Source organism: Mycobacterium sp. (assembly GCF_965229105.1).
Taxonomy (GTDB): domain Bacteria; phylum Actinomycetota; class Actinomycetes; order Mycobacteriales; family Mycobacteriaceae; genus Mycobacterium.
This window is the reverse complement of record NZ_OZ245858.1, coordinates 2,909,185-2,925,828: the sequence shown is the minus strand read 5'-3', so window position 1 is coordinate 2,925,828 and position 16,644 is coordinate 2,909,185. Positions and strand designations below refer to the sequence as shown.

At 65.0% G+C, this 16,644-nt stretch carries 16 protein-coding genes; 8 read left to right on the top strand and 8 right to left on the bottom strand.

What is annotated here, in order from left to right:
- Positions 1 to 4: 4 nt before the first annotated feature.
- From ADBZ9O_RS13880 to hrcA, 3 genes are all read right to left on the bottom strand, one after another.
- Positions 5 to 751 carry a 16S rRNA (uracil(1498)-N(3))-methyltransferase gene (locus ADBZ9O_RS13880; protein WP_526532124.1) on the bottom strand — a complete coding sequence of 249 codons (747 nt, stop codon included), beginning with the start codon at positions 749 to 751 and terminating at the stop codon, positions 5 to 7.
- Between the two features lie 15 nt (positions 752 to 766).
- Complete coding sequence (dnaJ, locus tag ADBZ9O_RS13875; RefSeq protein WP_526532122.1) at positions 767 to 1,915, bottom strand: molecular chaperone DnaJ; 1,149 nt, start codon at positions 1,913 to 1,915, stop codon at positions 767 to 769.
- A gap of 70 nt (positions 1,916 to 1,985) precedes the next feature.
- Positions 1,986 to 3,017: a heat-inducible transcriptional repressor HrcA gene (hrcA, locus tag ADBZ9O_RS13870; RefSeq protein ID WP_526532120.1), complete on the bottom strand. Its 1,032-nt coding sequence runs from the start codon at positions 3,015 to 3,017 to the stop codon at positions 1,986 to 1,988.
- 186 nt (positions 3,018 to 3,203) lie between these two features.
- Here hrcA and ADBZ9O_RS13865 point away from each other — a divergent pair, with 186 nt between their 5' ends.
- The gene (locus ADBZ9O_RS13865; protein ID WP_526532118.1) at positions 3,204 to 3,515 is read left to right on the top strand and encodes a type II toxin-antitoxin system VapB family antitoxin; all 312 of its coding nucleotides are present in this window, start codon (positions 3,204 to 3,206) and stop codon (positions 3,513 to 3,515) included.
- A gap of 100 nt (positions 3,516 to 3,615) precedes the next feature.
- Here ADBZ9O_RS13865 and hemW read toward each other — a convergent pair whose 3' ends face one another.
- Entirely contained in the window at positions 3,616 to 4,797 is a 1,182-nt protein-coding gene (gene hemW / locus ADBZ9O_RS13860) for a radical SAM family heme chaperone HemW (protein WP_526532116.1), read from the bottom strand.
- Between the two features lie 311 nt (positions 4,798 to 5,108).
- Between hemW and ADBZ9O_RS13855 the strand changes: the two genes are divergently transcribed.
- The 7 genes from ADBZ9O_RS13855 to ADBZ9O_RS13825 all read left to right on the top strand — a co-directional run bounded on the left by ADBZ9O_RS13855 (position 5,109) and on the right by ADBZ9O_RS13825 (position 12,761).
- Positions 5,109 to 6,791 (top strand): nitrite/sulfite reductase, encoded by a 1,683-nt coding sequence (locus ADBZ9O_RS13855; protein WP_526532114.1) that lies wholly within the window; start codon positions 5,109 to 5,111, stop codon positions 6,789 to 6,791.
- Positions 6,792 to 6,806: 15 nt separating this feature from the next.
- Complete coding sequence (locus ADBZ9O_RS13850; RefSeq protein ID WP_526532112.1) at positions 6,807 to 7,550, top strand: phosphoadenylyl-sulfate reductase; 744 nt, start codon at positions 6,807 to 6,809, stop codon at positions 7,548 to 7,550.
- 74 nt (positions 7,551 to 7,624) lie between these two features.
- Entirely contained in the window at positions 7,625 to 8,332 is a 708-nt protein-coding gene (locus ADBZ9O_RS13845; protein WP_526533140.1) for a sirohydrochlorin chelatase, read from the top strand.
- 335 nt (positions 8,333 to 8,667) lie between these two features.
- Positions 8,668 to 8,931 carry a hypothetical protein gene (locus tag ADBZ9O_RS13840; RefSeq protein ID WP_526532110.1) on the top strand — a complete coding sequence of 88 codons (264 nt, stop codon included), beginning with the start codon at positions 8,668 to 8,670 and terminating at the stop codon, positions 8,929 to 8,931.
- Between the two features lie 307 nt (positions 8,932 to 9,238).
- Positions 9,239 to 10,810 carry a S53 family peptidase gene (locus ADBZ9O_RS13835; protein ID WP_526533138.1) on the top strand — a complete coding sequence of 524 codons (1,572 nt, stop codon included), beginning with the start codon at positions 9,239 to 9,241 and terminating at the stop codon, positions 10,808 to 10,810.
- 158 nt (positions 10,811 to 10,968) lie between these two features.
- Positions 10,969 to 12,024, top strand: a complete 1,056-nt coding sequence (locus ADBZ9O_RS13830; protein ID WP_526532108.1) for a zinc ribbon domain-containing protein — start codon at positions 10,969 to 10,971, stop codon at positions 12,022 to 12,024.
- Positions 12,021 to 12,761, top strand: a complete 741-nt coding sequence (locus tag ADBZ9O_RS13825) for a hypothetical protein (RefSeq protein WP_526532106.1) — start codon at positions 12,021 to 12,023, stop codon at positions 12,759 to 12,761. Before ADBZ9O_RS13830 ends, ADBZ9O_RS13825 begins: the two co-directional genes overlap by 4 nt.
- 2 nt (positions 12,762 to 12,763) lie before the next feature.
- Here the strand turns inward: ADBZ9O_RS13825 and ADBZ9O_RS13820 are convergent, their stop codons facing one another.
- From ADBZ9O_RS13820 to ADBZ9O_RS13805, 4 genes are read right to left on the bottom strand one after another with little or no spacing between them, the layout of a single operon-like run.
- Positions 12,764 to 13,819, bottom strand: a complete 1,056-nt coding sequence (locus tag ADBZ9O_RS13820) for a sulfate/molybdate ABC transporter ATP-binding protein (RefSeq protein WP_526532104.1) — start codon at positions 13,817 to 13,819, stop codon at positions 12,764 to 12,766.
- Between the two features lie 22 nt (positions 13,820 to 13,841).
- Positions 13,842 to 14,654, bottom strand: coding sequence for a sulfate ABC transporter permease subunit CysW (gene cysW / locus ADBZ9O_RS13815; RefSeq protein ID WP_526532102.1), 813 nt, complete (start codon positions 14,652 to 14,654; stop codon positions 13,842 to 13,844).
- Positions 14,651 to 15,520 (bottom strand): sulfate ABC transporter permease subunit CysT, encoded by an 870-nt coding sequence (gene cysT / locus ADBZ9O_RS13810; protein ID WP_526532100.1) that lies wholly within the window; start codon positions 15,518 to 15,520, stop codon positions 14,651 to 14,653. Before cysT ends, cysW begins: the two co-directional genes overlap by 4 nt.
- Positions 15,517 to 16,551, bottom strand: a complete 1,035-nt coding sequence (locus ADBZ9O_RS13805; RefSeq protein ID WP_526532098.1) for a sulfate ABC transporter substrate-binding protein — start codon at positions 16,549 to 16,551, stop codon at positions 15,517 to 15,519. Before ADBZ9O_RS13805 ends, cysT begins: the two co-directional genes overlap by 4 nt.
- Positions 16,552 to 16,644: the final 93 nt, after the last annotated feature.

Genomic DNA, 16,644 nt, shown 5'->3' with positions numbered 1-16,644 from the left:
GCGGCTAATCCCAGCGCGAGGTCAGTACCCCCAACGCGCCGAGCGCGACCGCCGCGGCCGTCGACGTGCGTAACACCGTGGGCCCCAGCCGAACCGCATGCGCGCCCGCCGCCGTGAGCGCGGCGATTTCCTCATCGGTCAGTCCACCCTCCGGGCCGACCACCAGCATCAGCGAGACCGCTTGGGCCACGCGATGATCGGTGAGTGGGACGGTGGCCGATTCATGTAACGCCAAGACCAGCGCTCCCCCGGCGACGTCATCGCGGATCCGTTGTACCAGTGCGGACGTCGACGCCACCCCATCGACAGCCGGGATATAGGCGCGCCGCGACTGCCGGGCCGCCGAGCGGGCTACCGCCCGCCAACGCCGCAGGCCCTTCTCGGCGCGCGGACCGTCCCAGCGGGCCACACACCGGGTGGCCTGCCAGGCCAAGAACCCGTCGGCGCCGGCCTCGGTGGCCAATTCGATTGCCAATTCCGAACGTTCGGACTTCGGGATGGCCTGAACGACGATCACAGGTGGTTGTGCAGGGACAGCCGTCCGGCGGGTCAGGACCCGGGCCGAGAGGCTCTGTTTGGCTGTCTCTTCCACCACACAGTCGGCCAGCTGCCCCGCCCCGTCGCCGAGAACGATGCGCTCCCCGACCCGGATGCGGCGCACCGAGGCCGCATGAAAACCCTCGTCACCGTCGAGGACGGCGAGCATGCCGTCCTCGGGCACCTCGTCGAGATAGAACAGCGGCCCAGACATCGGGGACTTCGCCGCTCAACGACCGCTGAAGGTCTCGCGTAGCCGGCTGAAGATACCGCCGTTGGCAGCGGCGGCGGAATGGGTGGACTTGACCTCGGCCACGTCCTTGGCACGGTGGTTCTTGAGCTGCCGCAGAAGTTCGGTGTCCTGCTGGTCGAGCCGGGCGGGAACGACAACGTCGATATGGGCGTGCAGATCGCCACGCACTCCCGAGCGCAGATGCGGCATCCCGTGGCCGCGCAGTGTGGTGACCGAACCGGGCTGGGTGCCTGGCGGGATGGTGATCTCGATGAGGCCATCGAGGATGGCGTCGACGGTGACGGTGGTACCGAGCGCGGCATCGACCATCGGTACCTCGACGGTGAAATGCAGATCGTCGGTATCGCGCACGAAGATGTCATGGGCCTGCTCGTGGACCTCGACATACAGGTCGCCCGCGGGGCCGCCGCCTGCACCGACCTCACCTTGGGAGGCAAGCCGGACCCGCATACCGTCGCCGACACCGGCCGGGATCTTCACGCTGATCTCCCGGCGGGCCCGTACGCGTCCGTCGCCGCCGCAGCGGTGGCACGGGTCAGGAATCACTTCGCCGACGCCGCGGCAGGTGGGGCACGGCCGGGACGTCATGACCTGGCCCAGCAGCGAGCGCTGCACGCTCTGCACCTCGCCGCGGCCGCCACAGGTGTCACACGAGACCGGGGTGGAATCCCCGTTGGTGCCCTTACCTTGGCATCGGTCGCACAGGATCGCGGTATCGACAGTGACCTGCTTGGTCACGCCGGTCGCGCATTCGGTCAGGTCCAGCCGCATCCGCAGCAGTGAATCCGAACCCGGCCGGACGCGGCCCGTCGGGCCTCGGGATGCGCCACCGCCGCCGAAGAAGGCCTCAAAGACATCGCCGAGACCACCGAAACCGCCGGGGAAACCGCCGCCGTTGGCGGCGGCGTTCTCCAACGGGTCACCGCCGAGATCGACGATCCGGCGCTTCTCGGGGTCGCTGAGCACCTCGTAGGCGGCAGAGATCTCCTTGAACCTGGCCTGTGCCTCTTCATCGGGGTTGACGTCCGGATGCAGCTCGCGAGCCAGCTTGCGGTAGGCGCGTTTGAGCTCCGCATCGTTCGCGCCCTTGCTCACACCGAGCAGACCGTAGTAATCGCGTGCCACGCTTTTTCCCCATACTTCTTCTTGGTGTAACCGTCGTAGTGGAACCGTTTTGGTGGTGCTGAACCCGTTTTCAGCGGGCGCCCAGCACCTCACCGATATACAAGGCAACAGCGGCGACGCTGGCCATAGTTCCCGGGTAATCCATTCGAGTGGGTCCGAGCACGCCCATGCCGCCGTAGACCGTGTCTATTGTGCCGTATGTCGTCGATACCACCGACGTGCCCGCCATCTGCTCTGAATCGGTCTCGTGCCCGATGCGGACGGTGACCTTTCCAGCCTCCTGCTGAGCGGCCAGCAACTTGAGCACCACCACTTGTTCTTCAAGGGCTTCCAGCACCGACCGCAGCGAGCCGCCGAAGTCAGCGGTATTGCGCGTCAGGTTGGCGGTACCGCCCATGAGCAGGCGTTCTTCGGTGTGTTCGACCAGTGACTCCAGCAATACCGTCGCCGAGCGGCCGATGGCGTCACCGAGTCCCCCAGAACCGTCGAGCTGGCTGGCCAAGTCGGCTACCGCAATAGAGGCCGCGGACAGCTTCTTACCCTCCAGCGCCTGACCGAGGAGCTCACGTAATTGCGAGAGCTGGTGGTCTTCGATGACGTTGCCGAGTTCGACGATGCGCTGATCCACCCGGCCGGAATCGGTGATGACGACGAACAACAGCCGGGCCGGTGATAGCGCCACCACTTCCAGGTGCCGGACCGTCGACGCCGACAGCGTCGGATATTGCACGACGGCCACCTGCCGGGTCAGCTGCGCCAATAGCCGGACCGCGCGCCGAAGGACGTCGTCGAGGTCGACGCCGGTGTCCAGGAAGGTCAGGATCGCGCGCCGTTCGGGCGTGGACAACGGTTTGACGTCGGCGAGCCGGTCGACGAACTCGCGGTAGCCCTTTTCGGTGGGGACTCGACCGGAACTGGTGTGCGGCTGCGCGATGTAGCCCTCGGCCTCCAGAACGGCCATATCGTTGCGGACCGTCGCGCTGGAGACACCGAGATTGTGACGCTCCACCAGTGCTTTGGAGCCGATGGGCTCTTTGGTGGAAACGAAGTCGGCGACGATGGCGCGCAGTACCTCAAAACGACGATCGTCGGCGCTGCCCATAGATGTCACCTCCTGAGTTTGCCTATTTTACCGGCACCCGCGGACCCCGCACCGCACGAACACCCCGTGGCGTAACCGGTACGCGCGTACCGGTGGCATTTCCACCGGTAGGGGCTAGCCTTTTGCCATGGCGATATCGGCTCGGGGGGTTACTGCTCGGGGGGTTACTGCCAGGACGAATGTCGGATGATCTTCAAGGGTGTTCGCGACGGTAAGCCCTACCCCGAGCATGGGTTGTCATACCGCGATTGGTCTCAGATTCCGCCACGGCAGATTCGTCTCGACGAGTTGGTCACGACGACGACCGTGCTCGCGCTGGACCGGCTGCTGTCCGAGGACTCCACCTTCTACGGCGATCTTTTCCCGCATGCCGTCCGGTGGCAGGGCATCATCTACCTCGAAGACGGTCTGCATCGTGCGGTGCGGGCGGCCCTGCGAAATCGCACGGTGATGCACGCTCGTGTCTTCGATCTGGACGCCCTAGCTGCTCAAACCTAGGCCCGCAATCCTGAGCTGTCGCCCCGATTCAGCCGCGAGGGTGCACCTATGTGCATTTTTCCGGCCGGCAGGTGCACGTCAGTGCACGCTCGCGGCCGTACTATCGGCGGTCATCCAGTAGGCGCCGCACCACACCGTCGGCCAGCAGCCGACCCCGGTCGGTCAAGACCAGCCGATCGCATTCCTTGACCAGAAGTCCTTCCGCGACAACACTTTCGGCGCGGGCCAGCTCGTCGGGGCGTAGTGCCGTGATCGGCAGGCCGCTGCGCAAGCGGATCCGCAGCAGCACATCCTCGGTGTGCATATCGGTATCGCTGAGCTCCTCGAATCCGGCGACCGGCAGTGCCCGGCCCGTCAACGCGAGGGCATAGGCATTGGGGTGCTTGACATTCCACCACCGATGCCGGCCGACGTAGCCGTGCGCGCCTGGGCCGGCGCCCCACCACTGGCCACCGTTCCAGTAGCCCACGTTATGCCGACACTCACCGCCTGCTCTGCTCCAGTTCGACACCTCATACCAGTCGAAACCGGCGCCCGAGAGCCGTGCGTCCAGCAATTCGTAACGCTGGGCGAGGACGTCGTCGTCGGGCAGCGGCATCTCACCACGGCGCACCCGCCGAGCCAACGCGGTGCCGTCCTCGACGACCAGCGCATACGCCGAGAGATGATCGATCCCGGCGCCGATGGCCGCATCGACCGAGCGCAGCAGATCGTCGTCGGACTCGCCCGGCGTGCCATAGATCAGGTCGATGCTGACGTGTTCGAAACCTGCCGTCGTCGCATCGTGGGCGACCTGTAGCGCCCGGCCCGGCGAATGCACCCTGTCCAGAACCGCAAGGACGTTGGGGGCCATCGACTGCAGACCCAACGACAACCGTGTGTAACCGGCACCGCGAATGCGGTCGAGCAGCGCGGCCGAGGTCGACTCGGGGTTGGCTTCGGTGGTCACCTCGGCGTCGGCGGCCAGGACGAAGGTGGACCGCACCGCGTCGAGTACGGCAGCCAGCCCGTCACCGCCGAGCAGCGACGGAGTTCCGCCCCCGACGAACACGGTGTCCACCACCGGCGCCGGTAGCGCCGCCGCGGCCAGTTCCAACTCGATCCTCAGCGCGTCGAGCCAGCCGTCCGGGTTGGCACCACCCAGCTCGCTAGGTGTGTAGGTGTTGAAATCGCAATACCCGCAGCGTGTGGCACAGAACGGCACGTGGATATAGATGCCGAATGGCCCGCCCGGCCGCATCGTCAGCTGGAGCGGGCTCGTCAACTCTGAGCTGACCGCCATCAGGCAAGTCTCCCAGAACCAAGGTGCCCACCATTCCACTCACCGTGAGCCAAAGTATTGGCCGGTTAGGAGGGGTCCCCCGATTCGTGGCAGAATGGCCGGGTGTCCGCAGCCCGCAGTTTGAATCACGGCGTCTCGCTGGTGGTGCGTCGGCACGTTGATTTCAAGCGCGTATGCAGCTGTACCTGTTTGCTTTGACGCCGTAGAACCAGACCACCTGTTACCCAGCTGGCCGCCGGATCTGCGCCGCCGGAACAGCCACCGGTACGTGTGCGCGATTCACGCCAGCCCTCTCGAAGGGCATTCATCGCATGACCACCGCAGAACCCAAGCCGAAGCCCGACAAGCGCCCCAAGGGCGAAGGTCAGTGGGCGCTCGGTTTCCGTGAGCCGCTCAACGCCAATGAGCAGGCCAAGAAGGACGACAACCCGCTCAATGTGCGGGCGCGCATCGAGGACATCTACGCCAAGGGCGGCTTCGAAAGCATCGATAAGGGCGATTTGCGGGGCCGTTTCCGCTGGTGGGGTCTTTACACCCAGCGCAAGCCCGGGTACGACGGCACCTGGACCGGCGACGACAACACCGACATGCTCGAAGACGAGTACTTCATGCTGCGGGTCCGCTGCGACGGCGGCGCGCTGACCGCGGCATCGCTGCGCACCCTCGGCGGCATTTCCACCGAGTTCGGGCGTGACACTGCCGATATCTCCGACCGCGAGAACGTCCAATATCACTGGATCAGGGTCGAGGACATGCCGGAAATTTGGCGGCGCCTCGATGAGGTCGGCCTGCAGACCACCGAGGCCTGCGGCGACTGCCCGCGGGTGGTGCTGGGGTCACCGCTGGCCGGCGAATCGCTGGATGAGGTGATCGACGGCACCCCCGCCATCGACGAGATCGTCAAGCGCTACATCGGCAAGCCCGAATACTCCAACCTGCCGCGCAAGTTCAAAACGGCGATCTCCGGCCTGCAGGACGTCGTGCACGAGGTCAACGACGTCGCATTCATCGGCGTCAATCACCCCGAACACGGACCCGGTTTTGACCTGTGGGTCGGCGGCGGTCTGTCCACCAACCCGATGCTCGCCCAGCGGGTCGGGGCCTGGGTGCCGCTCGACGAGGTACCCGACGTCTGGGAGGGTGTCGTCAGCATCTTCCGCGACTACGGCTACCGCCGGTTGCGGGCCAAGGCGCGGCTGAAGTTCCTGATCAAAGACTGGGGTATCGAGAAGTTTCGGGAAGTCCTCGAAACCGAGTACCTCAAGCGTCCGCTGATCGACGGCCCTGCTCTGGAGCCCGCCCCCCGCCCCATCGACCACGTCGGGGTGCAGCGTCTCAAGAACGGCCTCAATGCCGTCGGGGTGGCCCCGATCGCCGGGCGGGTGTCCGGCACCATTCTCTCTGCTGTGGCCGACCTGGCCGAGCAGGCCGGTTCCGACCGAATCCGGTTCACGCCGTACCAGAAGCTGGTCATCCTCGACGTACCAGACGACAAGCTCGATCAGCTGCGCGCCGGACTGGACGCGCTCGGGCTGCCGTCGCGGCCGTCGCACTGGCGCAAGAACCTGATGGCCTGCACCGGCATCGAATTCTGCAAGCTGAGCTTCGCCGAGACCCGCAAGCGCAGCCAGGTGCTGGTGCCCGAGTTGGAGCAACGCCTCGAGGACATTAACGCCGAGCTCGACGTGCCGGTGACGATCAACTTGAACGGCTGCCCTAACTCGTGCGCACGCATCCAGATCGCCGACATCGGCTTCAAGGGCCAGATGGTCGACGATGGCGAAGGCAATCAGGTCGAGGGCTTTCAGGTTCACCTGGGCGGCAGCCTGGGCCTGGACAGCGGATTTGGCCGCAAACTGCGCCAGCACAAGGTCACCAGCGCTGAACTCGGCGACTACATCGAACGGGTTGTTCGCAACTTCGTGAAACAACGAGAGTCCGGTGAGCGTTTCGCCCAGTGGGCGGTACGAGCCGACGATTCCGATTTGCGCTGAACTTGAGGATTGACGATGACTGTTGAGGTGAGTGGTTTGACGGAGACGGACCTGCGGGAGCTGGCGGCACGTGGTGCGGCCGAACTCGAGGGAGCCAGTGCCGAGGAGCTGCTGCGCTGGACGGATGAGAACTTTGGCGGGCCGGCCGGAGCCGCGCTAGCGGCGACATCGGGATACGTGGTCGCCTCGAATATGCAGGACGCGGTGCTGGTTGACCTGGCCGCTAAGGTCCGGCCCGGTGTCGACGTGCTGTTCCTGGACACCGGCTATCACTTCGCCGAGACCATCGGCACGCGTGACGCCGTCGAGTCCGTCTACAACGTGCACATCGTCAACGTCACGCCCGAGAACACCGTCGCCGAACAGGACGCGCTCTTCGGTAAGGACCTGTTCGCCCGCGAACCCAACGAATGCTGCCGGATGCGCAAGGTCGAGCCGCTGAGCAAGGCGTTGCGCGGCTACTCGGCCTGGGTCACCGGGGTACGCCGGGTCGAGGCTCCCACCCGCGCCAACGCGCCGCTGATCAGCTTCGACGAAGCGTTCAAATTGGTGAAGATCAACCCGTTGGCCGCCTGGTCCGATGACGATATGCAGGATTACGTCAACGCCAACGGGGTGCTGGTCAATACGCTCGTCGATGAGGGCTATCCGTCGATCGGATGCGCACCGTGCACGGCGAAACCCGTCGCGGGCGCCGATCCGCGCAGCGGACGCTGGCAGGGCTTGAACAAGACAGAATGCGGACTGCACGTCTCGTGACGCTAGGACCTCCCACCCACCACCCGCTAGGACCTCCCACCCACCACCCGCTAGGACCGCCCACCCACCACCCGCTGATCCTCACCGCACACGGCAGCGCCGATCCGCGGTCGGCAGCGGTGACGCAGGCGATGGCGGGCCGGATCCGCCGGTTGCGGCCCTGGCTCGATGTGCGGGTGGCGTTCCTGGAGAAGACCGAACCGAACCTGAGTGACGTGTTGGACACCGTATGCGGTGGCGTGGTGGTTCCGTTCCTGCTCGCCGACGCCTATCATGCGCGAGTCGATATCCCCGCGGCGATCCAGGCGTCTGATCACCGGGAGGGTTCCGGAATCCGACAGGCAGCGGTGCTCGGCGAGGATCCGGCTCTGCTGACGGTGTTGCGGCATCGACTGGCCGAGGCGGGCGTTTCCGCGGCCGACGAAGGCCTCGGTGTGGTCGTGGTGGCTGTGGGTTCGACCAACGCCGCAGCCAACGCGAGCACCGCCACCGTGGCGGCCGCGCTGGCGGCGGGCACCAGCTGGACGGGCACCGAGGTGGCGTTTGCGACCGGTCCGAGCCCCGATCTCGACGCCGCGGTGGACAACCTTCGCCGACGCGGCGCGCAGCACGTGATGATCGCACCATGGTTCCTCGCGCCGGGCCGAATCACCGACCGGGTGGCCGAATTCGCTGTCCGACACGGCTTTTCGATGTCAGAGCCGCTGGGTTCACACAACCTGGTAGCCGCCACCGTGCTCGACCGTTTCGACGACGTATTCGCCGTGCGCACTGCCGCCTGATATCGCTGTGTCCGCGTTGGATCGTTTCAATCACCCGCCACCCGGGTGCGCGACGTCGTGCATTGACCGCCTGAAGTGGACCGGCGAATGACTCTGGGCGAGGTAACTGAAGTGTGATTCTCACGCGCTCTGCAGCGCCGAAGAGAAACACCGAAGGGCTGCATAGAGGCGAAGATGAGGGCAATTTCCGCCGATGCGCACCGCTGTTGATTCCGCTCTCGGAGATTTGCTCGACGAGTTTGCTCGGAGTATGACATCATATTGACGTTCTCGTTCCAACAACCAGGGTTCGCAACATTCGCATGAGCAAGTTGCGGATTAGATAGGAAAGAAATATGAAGACAGGTCTCATGGCTCGTCGTCTTCCGGTTCTTGCCGGGGGTGCGGCGATCATCGCTATGGGTACGTTGGCCGTTGGCTGCAGTAGCAGCGAAAAGCCAGCCGAAACCACCACTACAACCACCACCACATCGGCACCGGCTCCTTCGCCGACCGAGAAAAATCTGAACCCCACCGGCGGTAACCAGTTCTCACCGACCGTGCTTGCTCCGACGCCGAAGACAGCAGTCCCCGGCAACGAGCGCAACACCGGCCCGTAATTCGGACCGATTGCACGCTGACGTAAGAACGCACCGCTTTTCCGCCGAGGCGCCGAAGTACCGGTAATCCAGCGGAGGTGTTCAGTACGGAGGACGGCGCCGCGAAGCCGTTCTCCCAAGAACTTGAATCGATCAGCGTAGCGACATGACATCGGTACCCATTAGTACGAGGCCCGAAAGTCCCTAGATGTCCGCTACGAATAATCGCGTAGGCCGACCCCTGCCCACTACGGCATCAGCCGTGAAGGGCGGGGGTCGGCCACGTCAGCTGTGGGTACGTCTACTCGCATGCTGGTTGACAGCATCGATGGTCGCTGCCATCGTCGTGCTGATATCCGATCGCCAGACCCCTTCACCGGCAGCGCAATCGGGCGCCATCGGCGGCCCTTATGCACATTTACTCGCCAGTTCCACCGACCTCGGGCCGTCCCGCCTCGACCATGCTCAATTGACCGTCGCGTTGACCCACTCTGCGAGCCCCCAGCCGTTAATCACATGGGCTGCCGCCAACGATCTGTTGGTGCACTGGCAGATCGGTGACAACTGGGCCGTCGTGCACGGCGCGCCCCGTGACGTCGCCGAGGCATTCAACGTCTCGGTGCACGACTATCGGGGCAGGCAGGGACAGACGTTTTACGCCTCGCCCCAGCAACCCGCCATTCCGAAAGCCTTGCTGGGCACGGTTACCGAGCTGGGCCGCATTCTCGGATACAGCCCGCACCACGAGTCCCGCCCCGACCTGATCCCCCTCGATGTCCCCGACAACGGCCTGACACCGAGCGCTTTGCTGACGGCGTACAACGCCGCCCCCCTGGCGGCGGCGGGTTTCACCGGCAAGGGGCAGACCATCGTCTTCTACTCGTTTGACGGCTACGACCAGGACGACCTGGATTATTTCGCCGACGCGTTCGATCTACCGCCACTGAAGCCCATTCTGGTCGGCGGGCAGCCCGGTGAGCCACACGGCGAAATCGTCCAGGACCTCGAAGTGGCACACGCGATCGCACCCGATGCGCGGCTGGTGGTGGTCAACGCGCGAAATACCCTGGTACCCAACGGCGGTACCTACGTGGAGGTCGGGAAACTGTTCGATTCCGTCGACAAGCAGTTCCCCGGTGCGATCTGGAGTCTGTCCATCGGCTGGGGTTGCGATGCGTTGGTAACCGCCGCCGATCTGCGGCCAGTGCAGGCGGCACTGCAACGCGCGCTGTCACACGGCACCACCGCCTTCGACGCCTCAGGGGACACTGCCGGACTGGAATGCAAAGGCGGGGAAAACTATTCGTCACCGCCCGGTCCTGACGATATCGGCCTCGACGCCGTCGCCTCCCTACCTGCGATGACCTCGGTCGGCGGCACCACCCTCTCAACCGACGACAAGGGGCAGTGGCTGGCCGAGCAAGCGTGGGTCGACTCGCCGCAGTCATTGGGCAGCAGCGGCGGGGTGTCGCGGCTCTTTCCGCGCCCGGCCTGGCAGCGCGGTGTTGTCGCCGCCCGCGACCCGGAGGCACAGAGTCGGTTGGTCCCGGATGTCTCCGCAGTCGCAGATCCGTTCACCGGCGTCCGGATCCGGTTCAACGACCAGGATCTCGTCGGTGCAGGAACGTCGGTGTCCGCGCCGATCTGGGCCGCGCTCGCCGCGATCATGAATCAATACCTGATCGCCAACGGCGGACATGCGCTCGGATTTCTCAACCCGCTTCTGTACCGGGTGGCCGCCGGGGCGAACGCGCCCGGTTTCCGCGACGTCACCCTCGGCGCCAACGCAGTGGACGTATCTGCGCCGGGATTCGACCCGGTGACCGGACTCGGCAGTCCTAACGTCGAAGCATTGGTCAAAGATCTCCTCGACATTCAGCGCGGGAAGGCGCCGCGGTGACCGCAGCCGATTCGACAGACGACTGGCAGTCCGTTGCGCACACGTCGTGTCCTTCGTGCGGGCATGACGGACCAGCAGGCAGATTCTGTGGGTATTGCGGCGCCGACCCGTCGCGACCGCCCGGCGCGCGAGCGAGCTTGCGGTTGAACACATTTGCCGTGGCGCCAGATGAACACGTCATTCGCCCGTGGCTCACCACATCGGTATTTCCGCGGGTACCCCGTCGCTCCCGATCGGCGTTCCGCGCCGGCTTGGTGGCGGTGACGTTCCTGTTGTTGCTCTTCGCCCTCCTGCGCTGGCAACCTGCCCTGATCGGAATCAGTACCCTCGGACTGCCACTGCTTTTCGTCATCTACTTGAAAGAGACGGATGCGTTCAAGGACATATCCGTCACGGCACTGGCAGCCACCGCAATCCTGGCCGCGGGGATCGGCGTCGGCTGGGCACGTGCCCTCGACACCATCTGGTCGTTGACGTTCGACGATGTCCTCGGCACACCGATGACCAGCTCACAGCGATTGATCAACCTTGTCATCATCCCCATCGCCGCTGTGGCACTGATTCTCGTACCGATCATCATTGTTCGGGTGTGGCGGCCCGGGAGCCGCGAACCATTGGCTGGGTTCGGTATCGGCGCACTTGCAGGACTGTGCTTCACCTCAGCAGGGACCGTCACCCAGCAAGCAACGGAATTCTCGAACGGCTTGGTGGCCAAGGACTTTCCCCTCGACGCGCTCGTTGCATCCGCAGCCGTCCGAGGTTGCGCCGCCCCGTTGACCGCACTGGCGGCCGGCGGAATGATGGGTGCGGCACTGTGGTTTCGACGGCGACCTGCCCCGACGTTGGCGCGCCGCTGGCGTTTCATCACGTCGTCGCCATTCACGGTTCTCCTCGTCGTCCTGGCCTACATCGGGCAGAACAGCATCGACTACGCATGGATCTCCTACGGCCAGATCGTGGCGCTATACGTGGCCATCGCGCTGTTGACGGTCCTGGCGCTGCGAGTTGTGCTGCATTTCGCGCTTCTCGATGCGGCGACCGACGGCATCGCCGCCCATCAGCCCATGCTGTGTCCTCAGTGTGATCACGTGGTGCCCGACCTCACGTTCTGCGTAAACTGCGGCGGCGCGGCCGATGTGGCATCGCCATCAGCGCGGGCGGCGCGACGCGCCAGCCGCCCGGTTCCCGCCACCACGGCGCCCGAAGATCGATGAATACCCCCGCACCCCAGGCCCCGGCACGCTTGTGGCCGGGCAGTTCGGTACCCGACGCGACGTACGCCGCCGCCCCCGCGCATCACACCTCGCCACTTCGCCTCTTTGTCATGCTGGGCACGACATTGGCGCTGGTCGTGGCGGCGTCGGTCTCACTATCGCTGTGGCTCACCCCGCCGCCGGCGAACTACACCTGTCCACCCGACTGCGGGCGCCCACCATTCGGTGAACCGGTGCTCACCAATCCGCGTTTCGCCTCCGCCGACGGCGAGTTCTTCGTGTCGTATCCAGGGCCGGGAACGGCGTACACAGCCACCCTGCAACCCGACGGTGTCGTGCTGGAACTGCAGGCCGGTGATGGCGGCACGCTCCATCTGTTCGGCCAAATCGCGGCTGGCCGAACGCCACAGCAGATCGCCGACGACGTACTCGCCGAAAACTTTCCCGACGCGACCTTCGATTACGAGATCCCCAACGCACAAGTGGGTTACCAACTTGGGTATGGCGTCGTCGCCGACGTCTACAAGGCTGGGACGACAGGTGACCCGGTTCGGCTACGGGTGATGGTGATGGTCGCAGTGAAAAACGGCTACGCGTTGATCGCCGCCGCGGCGGGTCCGTATCACGAGTTCAGCCCCAGCTATGGCAGCGGCCACCCCTCGGGGGCAAACTTCATGCTCGCGATGGATATGGGCAAGTACGTCAACAGTTTTACCTGGCGCGACTCCCCGCACTGAGGTCAGCGGGCGGTGCTGAGCGCCTCGTCGGCCTTATCGGCCGCGGGCACCTGCAGGCTGCCAGAGATTTCCGGCACGCGGGTGGCCCGGACATAGACGGTGTCACCGTCTTTGAGACCAAGCGCCTCCAAGTCTCCTCGGGTGATCTGCGCGGTGAACGGCGTGCCGGTGGTAGAGCTGGTCAGTTCGACGCGCACCTCGAACCCCAGCACCACGACACGATCGATGGTCGCCTTGGTGACACCGGTGGATTCCGCGGTGCCGTCATCGGATGCCAGTGCCATTTCCGGATTCCGGCCGACCCGAATATCGTGCGGGCGCACCAGGATTCCGTTCAGCGACGAGACGGTGCCCAGGAACGACATCACGAACGCATTGGCCGGTGAGTCATAGACCTCGGTCGGGCTGCCGATCTGTTCGACTCGGCCCTTGTTCAGCACCGCAACCCGGTCGGCGACATCGAGTGCCTCGGCCTGATCGTGGGTGACCAACACTGTGGTGACGTGGACCTCGTCATGGAGGCGGCGCAACCACGCTCGCAGATCTTCGCGGACCTTGGCATCCAGCGCGCCGAACGGCTCGTCGAGCAGCAGCACCTCGGGGTCGACCGCGAGAGCACGCGCGAGCGCCATCCGCTGGCGCTGGCCACCGGAGAGCTGGTTGGGATACCGGGTCTGAAAACCGGCCAGCCCCACCACCTCGAGCAGATTGTCGACCTTGTCCTTGACCTCGCTCTTTGGCCGCTTCCGGATCTTGAGCCCGAAGGCGACATTGTCGCGCACCGTCAGATGCTTGAATGCGGCGTAATGCTGGAAGACGAAACCGATCCCGCGCTTCTGCGGTGGTACGCCCGTGACGTCCTTGCCGTTGATGGTGATCGTCCCGGTGTCCGGCTGATCCAGACCGGCGATCGCACGCAGGAGCGTCGATTTTCCGGAACCGCTGGGCCCGAGTAGCGCCGTGAGTGAGCCTTTCGGCACCACGAAGTCGACATTGTCCAGCGCGGCAAAGTCGCCGTAGTGCTTATTGGCGCCCGTCACGGTGATCGCGTTGGTCATCTCAGTTCTCCTTGGCTGGCCATCATTTTGCCGCACGGGTGCGACGGGCATCGAGTACCACCTGCACGATGAGCACCAGAACAGCGACGCCCATCAGTACTGTCGACACCGCATACGCGCCGTATTCGTTACCGCGCAGGTAGCGGTCCGACACCAGCAGTGTCATGGTTTGCGACTGACCGGGCAGGTTGGAGGACACCATGATTACCGCGCCGTACTCGCCGAGCGTGCGGGCGATGGTCAGCACGATGCCGTAGGTCAACCCCCACCGGATCGACGGCAGCGTGATCCGCCAGAACGTCTGCCACCACCGGGAGCCCAGCGTCGCGGCGGCTTCTTCTTGATCGGTGCCCAGCTCGTGCAGGACCGGTTCGACCTCACGGATGACGAACGGCACCGTGACGAAGATGCTGGCCAGCACGATGCCAGGGAAACTGAAGATGATCTTGAAGCCGAGATCGGTCTCGACAAAGCCCAACAGCCCGGCAGATCCCCACAACAGGATCAGGGCGACACCGACGACCACCGGGGATACGGCGAACGGCAGGTCGATGACCGCCTGCAGCGCGCTCTTCCCACGAAACTTGTTGCGCGCCAACACCAGTGCGGTTGGGACGCCGAACAGCACGTTGAGCGGTACCACGATCGCGACGACCAACAGCGACAGTTGCAGCGCTGACAGCGACGCGGGCGTGGTGATCGAGGCGAAGAACTCTCCGATCCCCGGGGAGAAGGTGCGCCACAGGATCAACGCCACCGGCACGACGACCAACACGCCGATATAGGCCAGCGCCAGGTACCGCATGAGGTAACGCACCACCGGCGACAGCGTCATCGGGCCAGTTCCTCACGCCGGGCCGCCCGTGAACCGACAGCGCGCAGGACGAACAGCACGACGAACGAAATCACCAGCAACACAATCGAAATGGCAGCAGCACCGGTGCGGTCGTCGTTCTCGATCAGGGTCCGGATCCACTGTGACGACACCTCGGTCTCCCCCGGGACCGCGCCACCGATGAGCACCACAGAGCCGAATTCGCCGATCGCGCGCGAAAACGCCAACCCAGCTCCGGATAACAGCGACGGCAACAGCGCGGGCAGCACCACCTTGGCGAAGATGGTGTAGTTGCTGGCGCCCAGTGAGGCGGCCGCCTCCTCGACCTCCCGGTCGAGCTCGAGCAACACCGGCTGAACTGATCGCACGACGAACGGCAGCGTCACGAACAACAGTGCGACACCGATACCCCACTGGGTGTGTTGCAGGTGCAGATCGATGGGGCTGTTGGGGCCGTACAGCGCCAGCATCACCAGGCTCGCGACGATCGTGGGCAACGCGAACGGCAGGTCGATGACAGCGTCGACCAGTCGCTTACCGGGGAAGTCGTCGCGGGTCAGGACCCAGGCGACCAGCAGACCGAAGAAGAGGTTGATCACGGTCACCCCGATCGACACCGTCAACGTCACCCGGTACGACTGGATCGCGGCATTCGAGGAGATGGCCGACCAGAAGGTTCCCCAGCCACCGCCGGCCGCCTGCCACAGAATGGCAGCCAACGGCAGCAGCACGATGACACTGAGCCACAGCGTCGCGGCGCCCACCCGCAGCGAGGTGCTGCCGTACCGATGCCTGAAAAGACCGGACGGCCGGCCCGAATCACCGGTTTCGGTGAGTTCGGGCCGAACCGCTGGACCTACTGTCATCCAGTGGCCTGCTTGTAGATCTTGGTGATGGTGCCGTTGTCCTTATCGAACAGCGCCGGATCCACCGCACTCCAACCGCCGAGGTCGTCGATGGTCCACAGCTTCTGCGGCGTCGGGAAATCGCTGGCGAAATCGGCGGCCACCGACGGGTCGACCGGCCGGAATCCTGCCTCGGCCCACAGCTTCTGGCCTTGCGGGGTGAACAAGAAGTTCTTCAGCGCGGTGGCCTGCTCGATATGTGTTCCGGTGCTCACCACGGCGACTGGGTTGTCGATCCTGAACGTCTGTGGCGGGGTGATGTGCTCGACGGGCTTACCCGCCCGTTCGGTGTTGATCGCCTCGTTCTCGTAGCTGATCAGCACATCGCCGGTGCCCTGAAGGAACACGTCGGTGGCTTCGCGGCCCGACCCCGGCCGGGTCTTGATGTGCTCGCCGACGAGCTTGCTGACGAAGTCCAGACCGGCCTGTGCGTCCGCGCCGCCATTGCTCTTCGCGGCATACGGCGCCAGCAGGTTCCACTTCGCCGAGCCGGAACTCAGGGGGCTGGGGCTGACGACCTCGAGCCCCGGCTGCAGCAGGTCGTCCCAGTCCTTGATGTTCTTGGGATTGCCCTTGCGCACCACGAGGGTGACCACCGAGCCGAACGGGATGCCCTTGGTGGCGTCGGCGTTCCAGCCCTTGTCGACCTTGTTGGCTTTGACCAGGCGGGTGACATCGGGTTCCACCGAGAAGTTCACGATATCGGCGGGCTTACCGTCGACCACGCCACGAGACTGGTCGCCCGAAGCGCCATAGGACGTGGTGACCGCGACGCCCTTGCCTTCCGGCGTGGCGGCGAAGGCCGGAATGATCTTGCTCCACCCTGGTTCGGGCACCGCGTACGCGACCAGCGTCAAGGTGGTCGCCGCCGCCGGGCCCGCGCTCTCGCCCACGACATCGCTGGCCCCGCCACCACATGCCGCGACAACTGACGCTGTCACGGCGAGTGCGGCGGCGGTTCGCCAACGCAGTGTGGGTGTGGGGATTTTCATGGGTGACCTTTCCTGAATGTATTCGAGGGTGTTTTTCGGGAATGCGCAAAACGACATTTCTCGACCTCGCGGAAAGGTAAAACGACTTGGTTC